A 21,730-nucleotide genomic window follows, 5' to 3' on the forward strand; every position below is an offset into this window, starting at 1 on the left:
CGGGGCTGAACCTGTGCAACCACTATCCTTGAAACAAGTCGCGCCCTTCGACAAGCGCGGGGCGAACGGTATCTTTCGCTCAACTCTCCGCGATGCTACAGGCGCGCGCCATGAGCCAATATCAGTCCCAACTGCTGCGCCTGCTCGACGAGCGAGGCTATATCCACCAGCTGACCGACGCGCAGGGCCTTGATGCTCTCGCCGCGCGCGACGTGGTGCCGGGCTATATCGGCTTTGATCCCACCGCGCCCTCGCTCCATGTCGGCAGCCTGGTCCAGATCATGATGCTGCGCCGGATGCAGCAGGCCGGGCACAAGCCCATCGTCCTGATGGGCGGCGGCACTGGCAAGATCGGCGACCCCTCCCTGCGAGACGAGGCGCGGTCGCTGCTGACGGTGGACAAGATCAACGAGAATGTCGCCAGCATCAAGCGGGTGTTCGAACGCTTCCTGACCTTCGGCGACGGGCCGAGCGATGCGATCATGGTCGACAATGCCGACTGGCTCGATGCCCTCGAATATATCCCCTTCCTGCGCGACATCGGCCAGCATTTCTCGGTCAACCGGATGCTGAGCTTCGACAGCGTGAAGCTGCGTCTGGACCGCGAACAGTCGCTGAGCTTTCTTGAATTCAACTACATGATCCTGCAGGCCTATGATTTCCTGGAGCTGTCGCGGCGTGCCGGGTGCCGCCTCCAGATGGGCGGCTCCGACCAGTGGGGCAATATCGTCAACGGCATCGAACTGTCGCGCCGCGTCGACGGCACGCAAGTGTTCGGTCTCACCTCCCCGCTCATCACCACGGCGGATGGCGGCAAGATGGGCAAGACCGCCAAGGGTGCGGTGTGGCTGAACGCCGATGCGCTATCTCCCTATGACTATTGGCAATTCTGGCGCAATACGCAGGACGCCGATGTCGGGCGTTTCATGCGGCTGTTCACCGACCTGCCGCTGGATGAAATCGCCCGCCTCGAACGGCTTGAAGGGGCAGAGATCAACGACGCCAAGAAAGTCCTCGCCGACGCGGCGACCGCCATGGCGCATGGCGCGGACGCCGCCACCGCAGCCGCCGAAACCGCGCGCCGCACGTTCGAGGAAGGCGCATCCGACGCCAATTTGCCGACGATCAGCCTGGGCAGCGAGGGGTTGAGCGTCGTTCAGGCGACCACCGGACTTGGCTTTGCCACGTCCAACAAGGAAGTGCGCCGGAAGCTGAGCGAAGGGGCGATCAAGGTCAATGGCGTGGTCGTTACCGATCCGGCGGTTCTGCTGAAAGCCGGCGACAAGTTGAGTTTCGGCGCCAAGAAGCATGGGCTGGTCATCGATTGACGCGCGCCGGGGAAAAACCCCGCTCCGTCAAGGCGATCATGGGATGGCTGGAAAAGGCTTAACCTGCTGCTAAGCCTGTTTTTGCGTATCTCGTTCATGATCGCATGCTTAGGCTTGCGGCCATGCCTAACTCGGTCTTCGCCAATCTCGACCATGTGATGCGATCGCGCGACCCGTCGGTCGAACAGCGTCGGGCTAAGCGTCACCTGGTGGATCTCGTCAGCCACGTCACCGCGCGCGGGCAAACCCATGGCGTGCGGGTCATCAACATCTCGGCGCTCGGGCTCATGTGCCGATCGGACGAGTCCCTGCTGACCGGAGAGCGGATCACCATCTGGCTGCCGGTGGTGAAGGATTATGCCGCCGAAATCCGCTGGGCGGAAAATGGCCGGGTCGGCATGGAGTTTCTGACCCCCGTCAGTCCGCGCCTCTATGACGCGATGATGGCGCTCATTCCGCCGCGGCAGACGGCCTGGTAGGCGGCGCCCACTGTTCAAAGCCCTCTCCCGGCTCCAGCCGATGGCGGCTGCGCACCAGCGCTTCGGGCATCTGCATACGCAAAAAGTCCATCACCGCTTCGCGCACTTCACAGCGCAGGTCGAACGCGATGCCGGCGTTGCGCGCGGACAATAGTCCGCGCAATTCCAGTGCGTCGGCGCGATGGTCAGTCACTTGCAGGATGGCGACCCGCCCGTCCCACCGGCTGTTTGCCTTGACCGCATCGACGAAGGCGTCGCGGATCCGCCCGACGTCAGCCGCGGGATCGACATAGAAGAACACCGTGCCCAGCAGGTCCGACGTTCTCGTCGTCCAGTTCTGGAACGGCTTTTCCAGAAAATAGGACACCGGCACCACCATGCGCCGATCGTCCCAGATTCGGACCGCGACGAAGGTCAGCGTGATATCCTCGATCCGGCCCCATTCGCCCTCCACGATCACCACATCGTCAAGGCGGATGGGTTCGGAAAAGGCCATCTGGATGCCGGCGATCAGATTTTTCAGCGCAGGCTGCGCCGCCGCGCCCACCGCCAAGCCGACCAGACCCGCCGACGCCGCCAGCGTCACGCCGATCGACCGGACGCCGGGAATGGCGATCAGCACCATCGCGATCACCAGCACCGCGATCATGCTCTGGGCGATGCGATAGAGGATACGCACGCGCGTGTGCCGCTGCCGCGCCTTGAGATTATCCTCGGCGTTGATGTCGCTATGGCTCTCGATCATTTGCCGAACGGCGCGCAGGGTGCGCAGCAGCAGCCAGCCGGCCAGCAGCGCAAAGAGCATCTTCGACCCGATCGACCAGAGCGCTTCCACTCGAGGCCCAAGCTCCAGCGGCTGGATGCCCGCGCCCAGCGCGAACAACACGACCAGCCAGCGCGTCGGCTGGAAGATGGCGGGCAAAAGGATCGGCGTCATGCGCGCGCGCACCACGCGCACGGCAATGGCGTAGAGCACCCAGTGGATCAGGAAGGCCGCAACGACCGAAATCGCGATGGAAACCGCGGCCAGCGACGTGATATTGGTCAGGCTGATGTCCGGCATGAAGTAGGCAACGTCATTGCCCGCAAATTGTTTCGCAGGCGCAGCATGAACGGAATGGCGATTGATTTATTGGGCGCAGATCCGGGTCCGCTCATTCACCCAGCATCCGTCGCGCTTCGTGACGACGCCCAGCGGGTCATAGGCCCGGCTGTCATCCGGCTCCTTGTTCCAGGTCGCGATGGTGCGACCGTCGCTCTGTGTCGTGACGACCGCGAAATGCGACTGGCGCGGTTTGCCGCCGTCCCATGTGTTGAGCGTATATTGGTCCTTTCCCATCGGAAAGACACGGCAAGGCCCGTCAATCAGCCGCTTGCCGTCCACCTCGAAATGGCAGTCGCGCATGGAGGATGTCATGCCCGCACCGGCCTGATCGCCCGCCTGTGCCATGGTGCCGCGGATCGTATTTGGCGCTTGTGCGGGCAGGCCGGCATTGCTGGCAGCGACTTCCGTTTCAGCATTAGCGATGGTCGCGTCGGTCTGTTTCGCCTGCGGCGCCGAATGGCACGCCGCCAGCGCCAGCACGGCCACCAGAAACCCACATTGTCTCACGGCACGCTCCTTTACAGATGCCGGCATGGAACGATCAGGGAGGACATTTCTATCCGCCTTGCCGGTTCGATTGGCGTGCGCGTCACCCGCCGCGCAGCAATCCTACGGCCGCATCCTTTTCGAATAGATAGAGGCAGGTACGCGCGGCCTGCCCCCGCGCGCTATCCAGCCCGCCGTCGCGTTCGATCAACAGATGCGCGTCATCGCGCGCCGCGTCCACCAGCGCCGCGACATGCTCCGGGGTGGCCAGTTTCATCACCGCATCGCCCGACTGGCGCGTGCCCAGCACCTCCCCTGCTCCGCGCAATTTCAGGTCCTCCTCGGCGATGCGGAACCCGTCATTGGTCTCGCGCATGAGCGCCAGCCGCGCGCGCGATGTTTCGCCCAGGGCGTTGCCGCGCAGCAGCAGGCAGGTCGATGACTTGTCGCCGCGCCCCACCCGACCGCGCAGCTGATGCAATTGCGCCAGGCCGAACCGGTCCGCGCCCTCGATGATGATCAGGCTGGAGTTGGGCACATCGACGCCCACCTCGATCACCGTCGTCGCCACCAATATCTGCGTCCGATTGCCGGCAAAGGCCTCCATCGCGGCGTCCTTTTCCGGCCCCTTCATCCGGCCATGGACCAGGCCGACGCGGTCGCCGAACCGCAGCCGCAGCGATTCCGCCCGCGCCTCAGCCGCGGCCTGGTCACTGGTCTCGCTTTCCTCCACCAACGGACAGACCCAATAGGCCTGCCCGCCGCCGTCCACATGGCGGGCGAGCGCATCGACCACTTCGTCCAGCCGGCTGGCGGCCATGACCAATGTCTGGATCGGCTGGCGGCCCGGCGGCATTTCATCCAGCCGCGACACGTCCATTTCGCCATAATAGGTCAGCGTCAGCGTGCGCGGGATCGGCGTCGCGGTCATCACCAGCAAGTGCGGCGCGCGTTCGGCCTTGTTCGCCAGCATCATCCGCTGCGCGACGCCAAAGCGATGCTGTTCGTCGATCACGGCCAGACCCAGCGCCTTGTAGCGCACCGCTTCCTGGAAAATGGCGTGGGTGCCGACCAATATGTCGATGCTGCCGTCGGCGAGGCCCATCAGCGTGGCCTCGCGCACCTTGCCCTTTTCGCGCCCGGTCAGGATCGCGATTTCAATGGGCAGGCCCGATGTCATCTTGCGCAGCGTGTCATGATGCTGCCGCGCCAATATCTCGGTCGGGGCCAGCATCGCCCCCTGCATCCCCGCTTCCACCGCGTTAAGCAGCGCCATCAGCGCGACCAGCGTCTTGCCAGACCCGACATCCCCTTGCAGCAGCCGCAGCATCGGCGTCGCCTGCGCCATGTCGCCCTCAATCTCGCCGATGGCGCGGCGCTGCGCGCCCGTCGGCGCGAAGGGCAGTTTCGGCATCGCGCGCAGCCGCCCGTCGCCCTCAATCGACACGCCGCGCCTGCGCCGCGACGATTGCCGCACCAGCATCAGCGCCAGTTGCCCGGCGAAAATCTCGTCATAGGCGAGCCGTTCGCGCGCGGGTCCATCGCCCGGATCGGCATGGGCACGAGCCAGCGCCTCGCGCCAGGCGGGCCACCCCTTGCGCGCCAGCAGGCTGGGTTCGATCCATTCGGGCAGGTCGGGCGCGCGCGCCAGCGCCTGCGCCGCCAGGTCGCGCATCCGGTTGTTGGTCAGTCCTTCGGACAGGCCATAGACCGATTCGCGCGCGGGCACCGTATCGGCTTCCTCGGGCGGCAGCACATGGTCGGGATGCACGATCTGGAGGTTTTCGCCATAGGCCTCCAGCTTGCCCGACACGAATTTGGGTTCGTTCAGCGGCAACAGCTTGCGCGGCCAGCCGCTATTCTTCCCGAAATAGACGAGGGCGACGCCATTGCCCTGCCCGTCCGCCGCCAGCACGCGAAACGGCGCGCGCGCGCTGCCACCGGCGCGATAATCGACCGGCGTCAGCAGCGTGCCGATGATTCGCCCCGCATCGGCCATGTCTAGCCGATCGGTAAGGTGACGATCGACCCAGCCGACCGGCAGATGAAAGGCGACATCGACCGCGCGTTTGAGGTCCAGTCGCTCCAGCGGACGGGCCAGCGCCGGCCCTACCCCCTTGAACAAGGAAATTTCGGCAAAGAGCGGATTGAGAATATCGGGTCGCATGGCTATCTCACGCGCTCTAGCCCAGCCGGGACGGTGGCACAAATGGCGGCTCGCACCTCTTTACAGCCGTTCGTGCTGAGTGGGGCGGAGCGACCTCGAAGACCCGTATCGAAGCATTCTGCGTCGAACGATCCTTCGATACGCCGCTTCGACTTCGCTCAGCGGCTAATCAGGACGAACGGATGAAGCGAATGACCATGACCGACACTCCCCATCTGCGCCGCATGAAGTTTCGCGCCTGGCACCGGGGGACGCGCGAATCGGACTATACCGTCGGCGGTTTCTTCGACCGCTATCATGCGACCTGGAACGAAGAGGAAATCGCGTGGTTTGAGCGCTTCATGGAAGAACAGGATGCCGACATCATGGGCTGGGCGATGGGGACGATCCCCGTGCCCGACGAATGGAAAGGCCCGATGATGGACCAATTCCTGAAACTCGATTTCGTGAAGATCGTGTAGTTGCTTCCTCCCCGCTGGGCGGGGATCGATGTCCGGGCGACAGCCCAATTTTGCAAGGCATGGGGCATGGATTCCCGCCTTCGCGGGAATGACGAATATCCTATGACCGACCTTCAGAAAATCCTCAGCGCCAAGGCGCCGATCACGCTCGCTGGCGCGCCGGCCGGTTTCCTGCCCTGGCTGCTTGCGGACCTGGCGCGCGCGGCGGGCGGGGCGGCATCGGGCCGCGCCGTCTTCATTGCCGCCGACGAACAGCAGGCGCGGGCCATCGCCGACACCGCGCCCACCTTCGCCCCGGAACTGGAGCTGATTGACATTCCGGCCTGGGACTGCCTGCCCTATGATCGCGCCAGCCCGTCGCTACGCGCGGCGTCTGCGCGTCTGGCGGGTCTCCACGCCTTGCAGGTCAAGCCCAGGGGGCCGCAACTGGTCGTCACCACGCTCTCGGCGATGACCCAGCGCACGCTGACCCCCTTTCGCGTGCGGCAATTGGTGGCGAAGCTCGCGCCCAAGGAACGGATCGCGATCCAGCGGCTGGCCGACATGCTTCAGGCCAATGGCTATGTCCGCACCGACACCGTCCACGACCGGGGCGAATTCGCGATCCGAGGCGGCATCGTCGATCTGTTCCCCGGCGGCGAGGACCAGCCGCTGCGCCTTGATTTCTTCGGCGACGAGATCGAGACGGTGCGCCGTTTCGACCCGGCCGACCAGCGCACCACGGGCAGCGTCGAGGGCTTCACCCTGCTCCCCGCGTCCGAAGCACTGCTGGACGAGGACACGATCAAGCGGTTTCGCCTGCGCTATCGCGAGACATTTGGCGCGACCGCGACCGGCGACCCGCTCTATCAGGCCGTCAGCGATGGCCGCCGCCTCGCTGGCATGGAACATTGGCTGCCGCTGTTCGAGGAAAAGCTGGTCCCGCTGACCGATCATCTGGGCGATGCGGTGATCGTGCGCGATTCCGGGGTCGCGGGCGCGGCGGAAAACCGGTTCGAGGCGATCCGCGATTATCACGCCAACCGGGTGCAGGCGAAATCATCCGATCCGGGCTCCTATCGTCCGCTCAAACCCGACGCCCTCTATCTCGACGCCGCCGAATGGGACGCGGCGGTCGCATCGCTGCCGATGCACGCGACGACGCCTTTCCATGAGCCCGAAAGCGCGACCGTGCTGGACTTCGCGGTGGACGGACCGCGCGACTTCACCCCCGAACGCGCACAGAACAGCAATATCTACGACGCGGTCAGCGCCCATATCGACGGCCTGCGCCGCAAGAAGAAGAAAGTGGTGATCGCCAGCTATTCGGCGGGCGCGCGCGAACGCCTGTCCGGGTTGCTCGCCGATCATGGCGTGGCGCGGATCGCGGCGGCCGATGACTGGCAGGAGGCGCTGGGCCTTGCCGGCGACGGGCGCGTCGCGCTGATCGTCCTTGGCCTCGACCATGGTTTCACCGCGCCCGATGTCGCGGTGCTGACCGAACAGGACATGCTGGGCGACCGGCTGGTGCGCCGCGCCAAGCGCAAGAAGAATGCCGACGCCTTTCTCCAGGAACTCGCCACGCTGACGCCCGGCGACCTGGTCGTCCATCGCGATCATGGCATTGGCCGCTATGATGGCCTGACGCAAATCCCGGTGTCGAAGGCCGCGCATGATTGCGTCGCGCTGGAATATGCGGGCGGCGACAAACTCTATGTGCCGGTCGAAAATCTGGAGGTCCTGTCCCGCTACGGCTCTGAAACCGACGGCGTAAGCCTCGACAGGCTGGGCGGCGAAGCCTGGCAGCGGCGCAAGGCGAAGATGAAGGAGCGGATCCGCGAAATCGCGGGCGAGCTGCTCAAGACCGCCGCCGCCCGCGCGCTGCGCCCGGCCACCGTCGCCGAACCCGATGTCGCGGGCTATCCCGCTTTCGTCGACCGCTTCCCCTATCAGGAAACCGACGATCAGGACCGCGCGATCAGCGACGTGATCGAGGACCTTGGCGCGGGCAAGCCGATGGACCGGCTGGTATGCGGCGACGTGGGGTTCGGCAAGACAGAGGTTGCGCTCCGCGCCGCCTTCGTCGCGGCGATGGCGGGGATGCAGGTCGTCGTCATCTGCCCCACCACCCTGCTCGCGCGGCAGCACCACATGAATTTCGTCGACCGCTTCCGTGGTTTCCCGATCGAGATCGGCCGCCTGTCCCGCCTCGTCCCCGACAAGGAGGCGAAGGCCGTCAAGGCGGGCCTTGCCGACGGCAGCATCGACATTGTCGTTGGCACCCATGCGCTGCTCGCCAAGGGCATCGAGTTCAAGCGGCTGGGGCTTGTCATCGTCGACGAGGAACAGAGGTTCGGCGTCACCCACAAGGAACGGTTGAAGGGTCTCAAGACCGACGTCCATGTGCTGACGCTGACCGCCACGCCGATTCCGCGCACGCTGCAAATGGCGATGTCGGGCCTGCGCGAATTGTCCGTCATCCAGACGCCGCCGGTCGATCGGCTTGCGGTGCGCACCTATGTCATGCCGTGGGATGGGGTGGTCATCCGCGAAGCCCTGCTGCGCGAACATTATCGCGGTGGGCAGAGCTTTTTCGTCGTGCCGCGCATCGCCGACCTTACCGAAGTCGAGGAGTTCCTGCGCAACGAGGTGCCCGAGGTCAAGCCGATCGTCGCCCACGGCCAGATGAGCGCCACCGAGGTGGAGGAGCGCATGTCGGCCTTTTACGACAAACGCTATGACGTGCTCTTGTCCACCACCATCGTCGAATCCGGCCTTGATATTCCGAGCGCCAATACGCTCATCATCCACCGCGCCGACCGCTTCGGCCTGGCTCAGCTCTACCAGCTGCGCGGCCGCGTCGGCCGGTCGAAGACGCGCGCCTATGCCTATATGACGACGCCCGCCAACCGCATCATCACCGACACGGCGGAAAAGCGGCTGAAGGTGTTGTCGGACCTCGACACGCTGGGTGCAGGCTTCCAGCTTGCTTCCCATGACCTCGACATTCGCGGCGCGGGCAATCTGGTCGGCGACGAACAGTCGGGCCATATCAAGGAAGTGGGCTTCGAACTCTACCAGTCGATGCTGGAAGACGCGATCCTGGACGCCAAGGCAGGCGGCATTGCCGAGGAACGGCGCAGCGAGGAGTTTTCGCCGCAGATCAGCGTCGATGCGCCGATCCTCATTCCGGAGGATTTTGTGCCCGACCTCGACCTGCGCATGGGGCTATATCGCCGCATCAACGAACTGGAGGATCGCCAGGGCCTCGAATCCTTCGCCGCCGAGCTGATTGACCGCTTCGGCAAGCTGCCGCTGCCGACGCAAAATCTGCTCAAGATCATTGAGATCAAGCAGAATTGCCTCGCCGCCAACATCGCCAAGATCGACGTCGGCCCCAAGGGCGCACTCGTCACATTTTTCGAGGATCGCTTCCCGAAGCCGGAAAATCTGGTCGCCTATGTCCAGCGATTGAATGGCGTCGCCCGGCTGCGCCCCGACAGCAAGATCGTGCTGGACCGCGCCTGGGGCGATCCGCAGGCGCGCCTCAATGGCGTGCTGCAATTGTCCAAGGGGCTGGCAAAGGCCGCAGGATAAGGCGAGACGGGCGGGCGGCGCGCATCATGCGCCCCGCCCGTCGCACGCATCGTCAGCCGACGAAGGCGCGCTCGATCACGAACTGGCCGGGGGCCGCGTTGGAGCCTTCGGTAAAGCCGGCGCCTTCGAAATAGGCGGCGAACTGCTTGATCATCTCCATGCTGCCGCACATCATGATCCGGTCGGTTTCCGGGTCGAACTTCTTCGCGCCGGGAATCCCTTCGAACAGCGCGCCGCTCTCGACCAGCGCGTCGATGCGCTGCGTGTTGCCCTCGAACGGTTCGCGGGTGACGGTCGGCACATAATGGAATTGCGCGGGCGCCTGTTCGGATACCAGCGGATCTTCCGCCCATTTGGCCTCCAGATCGTCGCGGAACGCCAGGTCGGACACGCGGCGCACCGAATGGACGATCACCACCTGCTCGTAAAATTCATAGACGTCCGGGTCGCGCGACAGGCTGAGGAAGGGAGCAAGGCCCGTACCGGTCGACAGCATGAAGAGCCGCTTGCCCGGCAGCAGCGCGTCGGTGACGAGCGTGCCGGTGGGCTTGCGGCCCAGATAGATCTGGTCGCCCGGCTGGATCAGCTGAAGCTTCGACGTCAGCGGACCATCCTGCACCTTGATCGACAGAAACTCGATTTCCTCGTCCCAGCTGGGGCTAGCGACCGAATAGGCGCGCAGCAGCGGCTTGCCATTGTCGCCCTTGAGGCCGATCATCACGAACTCGCCCGAGCGGAAGCGGAAGCTGGCGGGGCGCGTGATGCGGAAGCTGAACAGATGTTCGTTCCAGTGCTTCACCGACAACACGGTTTCCACGGAAAGCGCGCCGGTGGGTTCCAATACCGGCTTTTCGGTCGTTACGTCGGTCAACTAACTTCGTCCTTGCTTGCCAGGGCGCGGCCAGCGCCGCTCTAGTTGCGGATCATTCGCAACAATTCAGATGGCCGCGAATTGGCCCTTCCGCGCCGCGAAGGCAAGGCCAAAAAAACTTGGGGTGGCCAAAGCGCGGGCTTTTACCTGCCTATGCGATTTAGCCGAACAGTCCTTTGGCGAAGCCGCTGAGTTCATTGGCGGGATTGCCGTCACCGTCCCGGTCGAACAGGCTGCCGATCTGGCCCATGATCGCTTCGGGGCCGCCGAAACCGGCCATCAATTGCTGCAACTTGTCGGCCGACACGCCATGTTCCGCTGCGGTTTCGGCAAGCGCCGCCACGCTTGTTTCGCCAGACCCGATCTTTGCTGCGATTTCGCGCATCAGCGCCTGCATCTGCTCGGGCGTGACGCCGATCTGCGCGGCGACTGCTTCCAGCCCGCCCAGTTTACCGATGATGCTGTCGAACATGCGCGTCACTCCTTTTGACTGTCCTTGCAGAATAGCAGGGGCACCGCGGCAACGCAAAACGTGCCCGTCTCCCTTGCAAGGAAAGGATGAGTGGGGCGCATAGGAAAAGGGCGGGAAACCATGGTCCCGCCCCTTCCGTCATATTGTCGTTCGCGTCAGGCGGCAGTCAGCGCCGCGCCGCGCACGCCATCGTCGACATGATCCTCGAACTGCGCGAAATTGTCGACGAAGGCCTTGACCAGCGTTGCTGCCGTTTCGTCATAGGCCTCGCCATCCGCCCAGGATGCGCGCGGATCGAGAATGGTCGAGTCCACCCCTTCCACCGCGACCGGCACCTGGAACCCGAAATTGGGGTCGGTGCGGAACTGGGCGTTGTTCAGGCTGCCGTCGAGCGCGGCGTTGAGCAGGGCGCGCGTGACCTTGATCGGCATGCGCTTGATGCCCGGCATCGTCGCCTTACCGCCCGACCAACCGGTGTTGACCAGCCAGCAGGTAACGCCGCCCTTGTTGATCCGTTCTTTCAGCAGATTGCCATAGACCGACGGATGGCGCGGCATGAAGGGCGCGCCAAAGCAGGTCGAGAAGGTGGCGGTCGGCTCCGTCACGCCGATTTCGGTGCCCGCGACGCGCGCGGTATAGCCCGACAGGAAGTGATACATCGCCTGTTCGGGCGTCAGCCGCGCGATCGGCGGCAGCACGCCATAGGCGTCGGCAGTCAGGAAGATGATGTTCTTCGGGACCGGCCCCAGATTCCTTTCCGATGTATTCGGGATGAAGTCGATCGGGTAGGATCCGCGGCTGTTTTCGGCCAGGCTGTTGTCGTCAAGATCGATGGCGCGGGTTTCCTCGTCCATCACGACATTTTCCAGCACCGTGCCGAACCGCTTGGTAGTGGCGAAGATTTCCGGTTCGGCCTCGGCCGACAGGTTGATCATCTTGGCATAGCAGCCGCCCTCGAAATTGAAGACCGCCGTGTCCGACCAGCCATGTTCATCGTCACCGATCAGCGTGCGGCTGGCGTCCGCCGACAGCGTGGTCTTGCCGGTGCCACTGAGGCCGAAGAACACCGCCGTATCGCCGTTCGCGCCGATATTGGCCGAACAATGCATCGGCATCACACCCTTGGCCGGCAGCAGATAGTTGAGGATGCCGAACACGCTCTTCTTCATTTCGCCGGCATAGGCGGTGCCGCCGATCAGGATCAGCTTTTCGGTCAGGTTGACCGCGATCACCGTTTCGCTGCGGCAGCCATGGCGCGCGGGATCGGCGCGGAAGCTGGGCAGGTCGATGATCGTATATTCAGGCGCAAACCCGCTCAGTTCTTCAGCGCTCGGCCGCACCAGCAGCGTGCGGATGAACAGATTGTGCCAGGCAAATTCGTTGATGACGCGCACATTGACGCGATGCTCAGGCTGCGACCCACCAAACAAGTCGGCGACGTAGAGCGTTTCCTTTTCGCCCAGCGCCTTGAAGAAATCGTCCTTCAATGCGGCGAAATGCTCCGGCGTCATCGCGACGTTGGTGTTGCCCCACCAGACGGTGCCTTCGGTCTCGGCGTCGCGGACGATGAACTTGTCCTTGGCGCTGCGGCCGGTATGCTTGCCGGTCTTGACGACCAGCGGGCCGTCCTTCGACAGCTTGCCCTCGCCATTGCGCACGGCCGCTTCGACCAGCGGCGCGGTGCCGAGATTCCAATGCTGGGTGGCATGAGTAGTGATGCCCTGGTCCGCCAGGGTGATAGAGGATTTGGCCTGCACGCCTTTGCTCCTGAATATGTTGTCGCCCGCCCCTATGATCAGGATGACGGCCGATCCGGCTCCCCGGCAACCCGCCGTTTTACGGCGTGGCGTCCGGCTTGCCGACAAGGCTGGGCATAGGCCGTGACGCCCCCAGCGTCAAACTGAGTCGATGCTGCGCCGCAGCGATCGTGACAGCACCGTGACGGACCATGCCGCGCGCCTTTCTTGCAGCCCCGCGCCCCATGGTCTAACGCTGCTGCGCTCTGCAACCTGACATGTCCGGGACGCCGCATGACCGCAACCATCGCATTGGTGGACGACGACAAGAATATCCTGACCTCCGTGTCGATCGCGCTACAGGCCGAAGGCTTCGTGACGCGCATCTATCCCGATCCCGAAGGCGCGCTCAAGGCGCTGCTCGACAATCCCGCCGACCTTGCCGTCTTCGATATCAAGATGCCGCGCATGGATGGGCTGGAGCTGTTGCGGCGGCTGCGGGAAAAAAGCGCGATGCCCGTCATCTTCCTCACCTCCAAGGCCGACGAGCTGGACGAGGCGCTGGGCCTGGCCATGGGTGCGGACGACTATATCTCCAAGCCCTTCTCGCAACGGCTGCTAATCGCGCGCATCCGCGCCATTTTGCGCCGGGCCGAGGCGAACCGCGCGCCCGAAACCAGCGACGAGCCGGTGGCCGAACCCATCGTGCGCGGCCGGCTGAAAATGGACCCGGCCCGGCACCGGGTCAAATGGGACGGCAAGGACGTAACGCTGACCGTCACCGAATTTCTGATCCTGGAAACGCTTGCCCAGCGCCCCGGCGTGGTCAAGAACCGCAACCAGCTGATGGACGCCGCCTATCAGGACGACGTCTATGTCGATGACCGCACCATCGACAGCCATATCAAGCGCCTGCGCCGCAAATTCCGTGAGGTAGACAGCCAGTTCAATGCAATCGACACGCTCTATGGCGCCGGATACCGATTCTCCGAGGAATGACCGCTTGCCCGCACCCGAGCGCTGGTCGGGGCGGGTCAGCCTCACCCCGCGCATCCTGGCGGTCAATGTATTCGCGCTGGCGCTGCTGGCGGGCGGATTTTTCTATCTCGACAGCTATCGCACCCGCATCGTCGATGACCGGCTGGTCCAGTCCGCGCGCGAACTGAAGCTGCTCGCCATCGGGCTGGACACCGCGCCGACCGACCGGCAGGACCGGCTGATCGCTGCCTATGCACGCCAGACCGGCGACCGCGTGCGTCGCTATGGTGCGAACGGCGCGTTGATCGCCGACAGCTTCGCCATGGACGCGCCGCGCTATGAACTGCGCTCACCCGAAGACGAAGCCTTGCGCCGCCATGTCGCGCGCTTCCTCGACAAGATGGTCGACAGCGTCGTGTCCGCAGACCGACCGCCCGATTTCGAGGAACCGGCGGTCGATCGCGCCAGCGCCTGGCCCGAACTGGTCGCCGCGCGCCGATCCGGCCAGCCCGAAGCGATGAACCGCTATGCGCCCGACCGCACATTCATGATCTCGGCCGCCGTGGCGATGAAGGACGGGACCAGCCTGCTGGCCACTGAAAACGCGCGCGACATCACCCGCACCGTGCGCGCCGAACGCTTCCGCCTGGGGCTGGTGCTGGCCGCGGCGGTGCTCGCCTCGGTGCTGCTCTCGCTGTTCCTCGCCCGCACCATCGTCCAGCCGCTCCAGCGCCTCGCGCGCGCCGCCGTGCGCGTGCGCCTGGGCCGCGCGCGCGAGGTCACGGTTCCGCGCCTGCCCGAACGGCGCGACGAAATCGGCATGCTGGCCCGCGCCCTCTCAGACATGAGCCATGCGCTGCGCCAGCGGATCGACGCGACCGATGCCTTCGCCGCTGACGTCAGCCATGAACTCAAGAACCCGATCGCCTCGCTGCGCTCCGCGCTCGATTCGCTCGAACGGGTGGACCGCCCGGACCTGCGCGCGCAATTGATGGCGATTGCGCAGGATGATGTGCGCCGGCTCGACCGCCTCGTTACCGACATTGCCGAAGCCTCGCGCGTCGACGCGGAACTCTCGCGCACACGCTTTGAACCCATCGACCTGGGCCTGCTGATCGAGAAAATGGTGATCGCCCGCGAAGCGCGCGGCGTGCCGCGCAGCGTGCGCCTGGCCTTCGCCCGCCCGCGCAAGGATGTCGCCGTCGTGCTGGGCGAAGAAGGCCGGCTGGTGCGCGTGCTCGACAACCTCATCGACAATGCGGTGTCCTTTTCGCCCGACGGCGGCCTTGTCCGCATCATCGCCACGGTGGCGGACGATCAGGTGCTGGTCAGCGTCGAGGATGAAGGGCCGGGCGTCCCTGAATCCGAACGCGAACATATTTTCCGCCGCTTCCACAGCGTCCGGCCCGAAGGCGAAAGTTTCGGCAAGCATTCGGGCCTGGGTCTGGCCATCGCCCGCTCCATTGTCGAAGGGCATCAGGGCCGCATCAGCATCGGCGACCGGGAGGATGCGCAGCGTGGCGCCAGCTTCGTCGTGCGCCTGCCGATGGCGGTGGCGCGCGACCCCGGCATTGTTTCGGAATAAGACGGCGGGGCGACGCTCGCCCATTTTCATCGGCCGCGACAGGCGTTAGAAGGGGCGGGATAATGGCGCGCGCCCTTTCCTCCGAAACGCTGCATGCGACCAGCGTGGCCATCGATGGCCGGGCCGTATTGCTGTGCGGACCCAGCGGCGTCGGCAAGTCCGACCTTGCGCTGCGCCTGATCGACCGTGGCGCCACGCTGGTCAGCGACGATTACACGCTGGTCCAGCGCATCGACGGCGCGCTGCGCGCCACCGCGCCCGACACGATCGCGGGGAAGATGGAGGTGCGCGGCCTTGGCATCGTGCCCATGCCCCATGGCGACGCGCCCGTCGCACTGCTGTGCGACCTGTTCGACCAGGTCGACCGCATGCCGCCCGAAGGCCTGTCCCGCGCCGTCGCCGGGCTTCAGGTTCCGGTTATCAAAATTGCCCCGTTCGAAGTCTCCGCCGCGATCAAGGTCGAACTGGCGCTCAGGACGCTGGCGCCGCGATGACTGCATCCCACCCCAAATCGATCCTTTTGCTGTCGGGCCTGTCAGGCGCGGGCAAGACCACCGCGCTCAAGACGCTGGAGGATATGGGCTGGGAAGTCGTCGACAATCTGCCGCTGATGCTGCTCGACCGGCTGCTCGACACGCCGCTGCCGGTCGGCCATGGCGCGGATGCCGACCGGCCGCTGGCGCTGGGCATCGACGCGCGCACGCGCGGCTTTGACGCCGGCGCCATCGTGCGCCGCATCAAGGGGCTGCGCGAACGCCACGGCCACGACATCGAAACCCTGTTCCTCGACTGTTCGGACGCGGAACTGGAACGGCGCTTTGCCGAAACCCGCCGCCGCCATCCGCTGGCGGCCGATCGCCCCGCCGCCGATGGCATCGCGCGCGAACGCGAACTCACCGAACCGCTGCGCCGATGGGCGAGCCAGGTGATCGACACCACCAGCTTTTCCAGCAACGCCCTGCAACAGGAAATGCGGGATCGCTTTTCGCGGCCCGGCCTGTCGGAACCGGTGCTGACCATCCTGTCCTTCGGCTTTTCGCGCGGGGTTCCGCGCAACGCCGACCTGATGTTCGACATGCGCTATCTGCGCAATCCGCATTGGGACGATGCGCTGCGGCCCAAAACCGGGCTGGAGGCCGACGTCGCGGCCTATATCGCGCAGGATCCCGCCTATGCGGACAGCGTGGGCCGGATCGAGGATCTGCTTGTCACGCTGCTGCCGCGCTATGCCGAAGGGGGCAAGACCTACATCACCGTGGCGTTCGGCTGCACCGGCGGGCGGCACCGCTCCGTCCATGTCGCCGATCGGGTCGCGAGGCACTTGCAAGCGGCGGGCTTTTCGCCCACGGTTCTGCACCGCAATATAGAATCAGCGCCCCAGGACAGTCTGGAGAAGCGCCGGCCGGGAGGCCCGAAAGCAGAATCATGACACAGGTGGGCCGCACAAGCACATGATCGGACTCGTTCTCGTCACCCATGGGTCGCTGGCGACCGAATTCGTTGTCGCCATGGAACATGTCGTAGGGCCGCAGCAGCAGATTGCGACGATCTGCATCGGCCCGGAAGACGATATGGAATTGCGCCGCGCGGACATCGCTGCGGCGGTCGCGCGCGTCAATGATGGGGCGGGCGTCATCCTTCTCACCGACCTGTTCGGCGGCACGCCGTCGAACCTGGCCATCTCGCTGCTCAAGGCCGGCGAGATCGAGGTGATTGCCGGCATCAACCTGCCCATGCTCATCCGCCTGGAAAGCGCGCGCAAGGTCATGGACGTGCGCGCCGCCGTCGCCGCCGCGCGCGAGGCGGGCCAGAAATATATCAGCGTCGCATCGGAATTGTTGGGCAGCACTGCATGAACGAATTCAGCCAGGACGTCCGCATCACCAACAAGCGCGGCCTTCACGCCCGCGCCAGCGCGAAATTCGTGACCCTGGCGAGCGGCCTGCCCGCTGACGTCACCGTCAGCAAGGACGGCCATCACGTCACCGGCACGTCGATCATGGGGCTGATGATGCTGGGCGCGGCGATGGGCGACCAGATCACGATCAAGGCAACGGGGCCGGACGCCGCGCAGGCGCTCAGCCAACTCGTCACCTTGGTCGAGGACAAGTTCGGGGAAGAATAGGCGCGGCCGGCTGGCAAAGCGGCGCTGGCATATTTTTCCACTATGCGTGCGTCCTTCCGATAGGATCGCATTTCCTGGAGCCACCCCATGACCATGATGCCCCCGCCACTGAACGCGCATCGCCCCTCGATCCTTGTCCGCCATATCGCGGCGCTGGTCGGCATGGTCGCGCTCAGCGCGCCGCTGGCCGCCCAGACGGCCCCGCCCCCGCAACAGGGCACGATGGCGGTCGAAGCGCATCTTGCTGACGGCAGCCGCGACGGCACGACCGAAAGCGCGCGCGACGCCGCGGGAGAGGCGCTTTCGGCGCGCGGCTTCACCTTGCTGGATGGCGCGGATCATGCGGCCTACTGGATGGAACTGGTCATCGACCGGTCCGACGTCGGCACCGGCGACGCAAAGGTCGCGCCGTCCAGCTCCAACCTTACGAATGGCGGCGTACCCGGAGCTGCGGGCTCCGTCTTCAAGGTGCCGCTGCCATCGGGCAAGTCGCGCCATGTCGCGCTGCAAAAAACGCGGCTGGACATGATCCTGCGCAAACGGGGCAGCGCGGCGTCGGTCTGGCGCGGATCGGCGGTCACGGTGCGGTCTGCGGACCAGCAGGACGCGGCGGCTACGGCGCTCAGCGGCGCATTGGTGCGCGCCTATCCGGCCCAGTCCGACGCCGTCATCGGCGTGCCCTGAACCGCTGGCCCTGCGCAATGCCGAAGGCCAGGATAAGAGTTCCAATGTTGGATTTTATCTGATCTATCCTGCTGGATATCGTCCATCCAGCCTCTTGTGACACGCGCGCCGCGCCCGATCGTGAGGCGCCATCGGCCTGTAGCGTCGGGTTCGCGCAGGTGTCGCTTCAGTGTCGCGTCGCAGTCGCCTAGTGGTCGCTTCCGCCCGCAAAAGCGCCACGACACTGTGAACTTCGGACGCCTGACAGGTCGGACCGCCTCGTCAGCCCTCCTTCGCCGCGTCGATGCCCGCATCCTCCCCCCGCATCCGGGTGAAGATATTCCATGTCGCGATGAACAAAGCCGCGATCACCGGGCCGATGACGATGCCGTTGAAGCCGAACAGCTCCAGCCCGCCCAGCGTGGAGATGAGCACGACATAATCGGGGATGCGCGTGTCGCGGCCGACCAGGATGGGGCGGAGCACATTATCGACCGACCCGATCACCAGCGCGCCGCACACGACCAGCACCACGCCCTGCCACACCGCGCCGGTGGCGAACAGATAGATGGCGACGGGCACCCACACGATCGCGGTGCCGATCGCGGGCAGCAGCGAAAAGGCGCCCATGAGCACCCCCCAGAGCAGCGCGCCCTGGATGTCCAGCGCCCAGAAGACCAGCCCGCCGATCAACCCTTGCACGATGGCGACGACGATGCTGCCCTTGATCGTGGCGCGGGTGACGATGACGAACTGCTCGATCAAGGCGGTGCGCTGTCCCGCGCGCAGCGGCGCGGCGGCGGCGACCTTGCGCGCCAGCCAGTCGCCATCGCGCAACAGGAAGAAGGCCAGATAGAGCATGACGCCCAGCGCCACGAAGAAGCTGAAGGCGCTCTGCCCGATCTGGAACGCCTGGCCCGCCAACGTGCGGAAACTGCTGGTCAGCCCCCGCGTCACCATTTCCTGCGCGGCATAGAAATTGGTGATGCCCAGCCGCTGGACATAGGGGCGCAACCAGTCGGGCAGCGCCGCGATCACGTCGTAGAACAGGCGAACGAAATTGATCTCGCCCGACTGCACCTTGCCATAGAAAAAGGTCGCTTCCTGCAACAGCGCCGCGCCCAGGACGAAGGCCGGGACGATCACCACCAGCAAAATGAGGAGCAAGGTCAGCAGCGCCGCCGCATTGGTCCGCCCCGGCATCTGCGCGCGGATGCGATGATGCACCGGAGCGAACACGATCGCGACGATGACGCCCCACAGGATCGCGGCGAAAAAGGGTTCGATAACCAGAGCGAAGGCGACCGACACCAGCAGCACGAAGCCAAGGAAGAAGCCATCTTCCAGCTTGATCGACAGGTGCATGGGCGGCGGCGGATCGGAATCGGGTGTCATGGCGCATCCTTGGCAAAATCCTTGCGCCAAATCCATCGCCCTGCGCGGGGCAAGCCTGTCCTTTTGCGCTTGTGCCCGCTAAGGAAGCCGCCTGTTTATCTCCAGCATGGGCATATCGGCGCAGTGGCACGTGAAATCACCGGTTTTTCCAACCCGCTGGTCAAGCGCGTCCGTAGCTTGCGGGAAAAGAAATATCGCAAGGCCGAAGGGCTGTTCCTGGCCGAAGGGCTACGCATCCTGACCGAAGCGCGCGAGGAAGGCGTGCTGCCCGAAATGCTCTTCCATGCCGGCGCCACACACCCGCTGGCGCTGGAACTGATCGACGCGATCGAGGCGGCGGGCGGCGACGTCATCGTCACCACGCCCGATATCCTGTCCAAGATCAGCGGCAAGGACAATGCACAGGCACTCGTCGGCGTCTATCGCGACCGGCTGACGCCGCTGGCCGCGCTCGACCGGAGCAGCGCCGACATCTGGATCGTCGCCCAGTCGCTGCGCGATCCCGGCAATCTGGGCACGATATTGCGCACCGGCGACGCAGTCGGCGCGGGCGGCCTCATCCTGATCGACGACTGCGTCGATCCCTTCTCGGTCGAATCGGTGCGCGCCAGCATGGGCGCGCTCTTCACCCAGTCGATCACGCAGGCGCGATGGGAAGAGTTCCTCCCCTGGCTGCGCGGCGGCGCGGGGCAGTTGATCGGCACCAGCCTCAAGGCCACGCAGGATTATCAGGAGCCGGCCTATCAAAGCCCCAGCTTCCTGCTGGTCGGCAACGAGGCCCAGGGCCTGCCCGCCGACTATGAAGCGCAATGCGACCTGCTGGTCAAAATGCCGATGCGCGGCAAGGCCGACAGCCTCAATGCCGCGGTGGCCACTGCGGTGATGGCCTATGAGCTGCTGAACCAGAGGCGAAAGACATCATGACTGTCATCCCGGCGAAGGCCGGGATCTCACTTTTCTTTACCGCGACAAAGGCAGAGAGATGCCAGCCGTCGCTGGCATGACGAATTCCGGGGGGCGAAAAAACGTGACACAGACCAGCGGCGTCGGCGAAATGTGGCGGCACAAGCGCGTGCTCGCGGCCAGCCTGATCGGCACGGCGGTCGAATTTTACGACTTCTACATCTACGCCACCGCCGCCAGCCTGATTTTTCCCGCGCTGTTCTTTCCCGCATCCTCCCCCACCGCGCAACTCATGGCCTCCTATGGCAGCCTTGCTCTCGCCTTCTTCGCGCGGCCGCTGGGCGCGGCGGTGTTCGGCCATTATGGCGACCGGGTCGGGCGCAAGGCGACGCTGGTGACGTCGCTGATGCTGATGGGTGGCTGCACGCTGGCGATCGGCTTCCTGCCCACCCATGCGCAGATCGGCTGGTGGGCGCCGCTGATCCTCTGCCTGCTGCGCTTCGGCCAGGGTCTTGGCCTGGGCGGCGAATGGGGCGGCGCGGCGCTGCTGGCGGTGGAAAACGCGCCGCCGGGCTGGCGCGCGCGTTTCGGCATGTTCCCGCAGCTGGGCGCGCCGGTCGGCTTCATCGCCGCCAACGGCCTGTTCCTGCTCCTTGACACCGTATTGTCTGAAGCCGATTTCCTCGCCTGGGGCTGGCGCCTGCCATTCCTGGGCAGCGCAGTGCTGGTGTTCCTGGGCTTGTGGGTCCGCCTCAAACTCACCGAAACGCCCGAATTTGCAGCGGCGCAGGCGGAAGCGCCACCCCCCGCCCTGCCGCTCGCCACGCTGCTGCGCGATCATCTGGGCGCGGCCATTGCCGGCACCTTCGCGGTCGTCGCCTGCTTTGCCGTCTATTATATCGCCACCGCCTTCGCGCTGGGCTACGGCACCACGACATTGGGCATCGACCGCAGCGTCTTCCTGTCGCTGCAACTCGGCGCCATCCTGTTCATGGCAGTGGGCATTGTGCTGGCCGGCTGGTGGTCGGACCAGCGTACGCCCACGCGCGTGCTGGCCTGGGGCTGCGCGGGCACGACGCTGATGGGACTTGCCTTCGGACCGATGATCGGCACGGGCGCGCTGCTCCCTATCTTCGCGATCCTGGCGATCGCCCTGTTCCTGATGGGCTTCGTCTACGGCCCGCTGGGCGCCTATCTGCCCGCGCTCTTCCCGATCCAGCTGCGCTATACCGGCGCGTCCTTCGCCTTTAACCTTGGCGGCATCATCGGCGGCGCGCTCGCCCCGATCGTCGCGACCTGGCTGATCGCGGCGCAGGGTGTGGCGCTGGTCGGCCTCTACATGACCGCGGCCGCAGCCATCAGCCTCGCGGGCCTGTGGTGGACCAGCCGCGCCACCTGAT

At 65.2% G+C, this 21,730-nt stretch carries 20 protein-coding genes; 13 read left to right on the forward strand and 7 right to left on the reverse strand.

Features of this window, described 5'->3' with window-relative positions:
• Positions 1-110: 110 nt before the first annotated feature.
• Complete coding sequence (tyrS, locus tag LL253_RS08320) at positions 111-1,328, forward strand: tyrosine--tRNA ligase (RefSeq protein ID WP_228226889.1); 1,218 nt, start codon at positions 111-113, stop codon at positions 1,326-1,328.
• Positions 1,329-1,450: 122 nt separating this feature from the next.
• Positions 1,451-1,807 (forward strand): PilZ domain-containing protein, encoded by a 357-nt coding sequence (locus LL253_RS08325; protein WP_009820958.1) that lies wholly within the window; start codon positions 1,451-1,453, stop codon positions 1,805-1,807.
• On the opposite strand, the gene LL253_RS08330 is transcribed toward LL253_RS08325, so the two are convergent.
• From LL253_RS08330 to recG, 3 genes are all read right to left on the reverse strand, one after another.
• On the reverse strand, positions 1,779-2,870 hold the full coding sequence (locus LL253_RS08330) for a mechanosensitive ion channel family protein (RefSeq protein ID WP_228226890.1): 1,092 nt from the start codon (positions 2,868-2,870) through the stop codon (positions 1,779-1,781). The genes LL253_RS08325 and LL253_RS08330 overlap by 29 nt on opposite strands.
• A gap of 66 nt (positions 2,871-2,936) precedes the next feature.
• Complete coding sequence (locus LL253_RS08335; RefSeq protein ID WP_228226891.1) at positions 2,937-3,419, reverse strand: hypothetical protein; 483 nt, start codon at positions 3,417-3,419, stop codon at positions 2,937-2,939.
• An 82-nt stretch (positions 3,420-3,501) separates the two neighbouring features.
• Positions 3,502-5,565, reverse strand: a complete 2,064-nt coding sequence (gene recG, locus LL253_RS08340) for an ATP-dependent DNA helicase RecG (RefSeq protein ID WP_228226892.1) — start codon at positions 5,563-5,565, stop codon at positions 3,502-3,504.
• Between the two features lie 197 nt (positions 5,566-5,762).
• Here recG and LL253_RS08345 point away from each other — a divergent pair, with 197 nt between their 5' ends.
• Complete coding sequence (locus LL253_RS08345; RefSeq protein ID WP_037542518.1) at positions 5,763-6,026, forward strand: FAD assembly factor SdhE; 264 nt, start codon at positions 5,763-5,765, stop codon at positions 6,024-6,026.
• Positions 6,027-6,128: 102 nt separating this feature from the next.
• Positions 6,129-9,602, forward strand: a complete 3,474-nt coding sequence (gene mfd / locus LL253_RS08350; protein WP_228227013.1) for a transcription-repair coupling factor — start codon at positions 6,129-6,131, stop codon at positions 9,600-9,602.
• A gap of 52 nt (positions 9,603-9,654) precedes the next feature.
• On the opposite strand, the gene LL253_RS08355 is transcribed toward mfd, so the two are convergent.
• The 3 genes from LL253_RS08355 to LL253_RS08365 form a co-directional block, all read right to left on the reverse strand.
• Entirely contained in the window at positions 9,655-10,473 is an 819-nt protein-coding gene (locus LL253_RS08355) for a ferredoxin--NADP reductase (RefSeq protein ID WP_228226893.1), read from the reverse strand.
• A gap of 160 nt (positions 10,474-10,633) precedes the next feature.
• Positions 10,634-10,945: a hypothetical protein gene (locus tag LL253_RS08360; RefSeq protein ID WP_228226894.1), complete on the reverse strand. Its 312-nt coding sequence runs from the start codon at positions 10,943-10,945 to the stop codon at positions 10,634-10,636.
• Between the two features lie 155 nt (positions 10,946-11,100).
• Positions 11,101-12,702: a phosphoenolpyruvate carboxykinase gene (locus LL253_RS08365; protein ID WP_228226895.1), complete on the reverse strand. Its 1,602-nt coding sequence runs from the start codon at positions 12,700-12,702 to the stop codon at positions 11,101-11,103.
• Between the two features lie 273 nt (positions 12,703-12,975).
• Between LL253_RS08365 and LL253_RS08370 the strand changes: the two genes are divergently transcribed.
• From LL253_RS08370 to LL253_RS08400, 7 genes are all read left to right on the forward strand, one after another.
• Positions 12,976-13,680: a response regulator transcription factor gene (locus LL253_RS08370; protein ID WP_009820949.1), complete on the forward strand. Its 705-nt coding sequence runs from the start codon at positions 12,976-12,978 to the stop codon at positions 13,678-13,680.
• On the forward strand, positions 13,649-15,244 hold the full coding sequence (locus LL253_RS08375; RefSeq protein WP_228226896.1) for a sensor histidine kinase: 1,596 nt from the start codon (positions 13,649-13,651) through the stop codon (positions 15,242-15,244). Before LL253_RS08370 ends, LL253_RS08375 begins: the two co-directional genes overlap by 32 nt.
• 62 nt (positions 15,245-15,306) lie before the next feature.
• Entirely contained in the window at positions 15,307-15,738 is a 432-nt protein-coding gene (locus tag LL253_RS08380; RefSeq protein ID WP_009820947.1) for an HPr kinase/phosphorylase, read from the forward strand.
• Positions 15,735-16,673: an RNase adapter RapZ gene (gene rapZ, locus LL253_RS08385; protein ID WP_228222097.1), complete on the forward strand. Its 939-nt coding sequence runs from the start codon at positions 15,735-15,737 to the stop codon at positions 16,671-16,673. Before LL253_RS08380 ends, rapZ begins: the two co-directional genes overlap by 4 nt.
• 22 nt (positions 16,674-16,695) lie before the next feature.
• On the forward strand, positions 16,696-17,100 hold the full coding sequence (locus LL253_RS08390; protein WP_009820945.1) for a PTS sugar transporter subunit IIA: 405 nt from the start codon (positions 16,696-16,698) through the stop codon (positions 17,098-17,100).
• Positions 17,097-17,369, forward strand: a complete 273-nt coding sequence (locus LL253_RS08395) for an HPr family phosphocarrier protein (protein ID WP_009820944.1) — start codon at positions 17,097-17,099, stop codon at positions 17,367-17,369. Before LL253_RS08390 ends, LL253_RS08395 begins: the two co-directional genes overlap by 4 nt.
• Before the next feature lie 87 nt (positions 17,370-17,456).
• Positions 17,457-18,053, forward strand: coding sequence for a hypothetical protein (locus LL253_RS08400; RefSeq protein ID WP_228226897.1), 597 nt, complete (start codon positions 17,457-17,459; stop codon positions 18,051-18,053).
• A gap of 261 nt (positions 18,054-18,314) precedes the next feature.
• On the opposite strand, the gene LL253_RS08405 is transcribed toward LL253_RS08400, so the two are convergent.
• Positions 18,315-19,427 (reverse strand): AI-2E family transporter, encoded by a 1,113-nt coding sequence (locus LL253_RS08405; protein WP_228226898.1) that lies wholly within the window; start codon positions 19,425-19,427, stop codon positions 18,315-18,317.
• A gap of 123 nt (positions 19,428-19,550) precedes the next feature.
• Between LL253_RS08405 and LL253_RS08410 the strand changes: the two genes are divergently transcribed.
• Together LL253_RS08410 and LL253_RS08415 are read left to right on the forward strand one after the other, a co-directional pair.
• Positions 19,551-20,351, forward strand: coding sequence for a TrmH family RNA methyltransferase (locus LL253_RS08410; RefSeq protein ID WP_228226899.1), 801 nt, complete (start codon positions 19,551-19,553; stop codon positions 20,349-20,351).
• A gap of 58 nt (positions 20,352-20,409) precedes the next feature.
• Positions 20,410-21,729: an MFS transporter gene (locus LL253_RS08415; protein ID WP_228226900.1), complete on the forward strand. Its 1,320-nt coding sequence runs from the start codon at positions 20,410-20,412 to the stop codon at positions 21,727-21,729.
• The last annotated feature ends 1 nt before the right edge of the window (position 21,730 follow it).

This window comes from Sphingobium soli (genome assembly GCF_020782245.1).
Lineage (GTDB): Bacteria > Pseudomonadota > Alphaproteobacteria > Sphingomonadales > Sphingomonadaceae > Sphingobium > Sphingobium soli.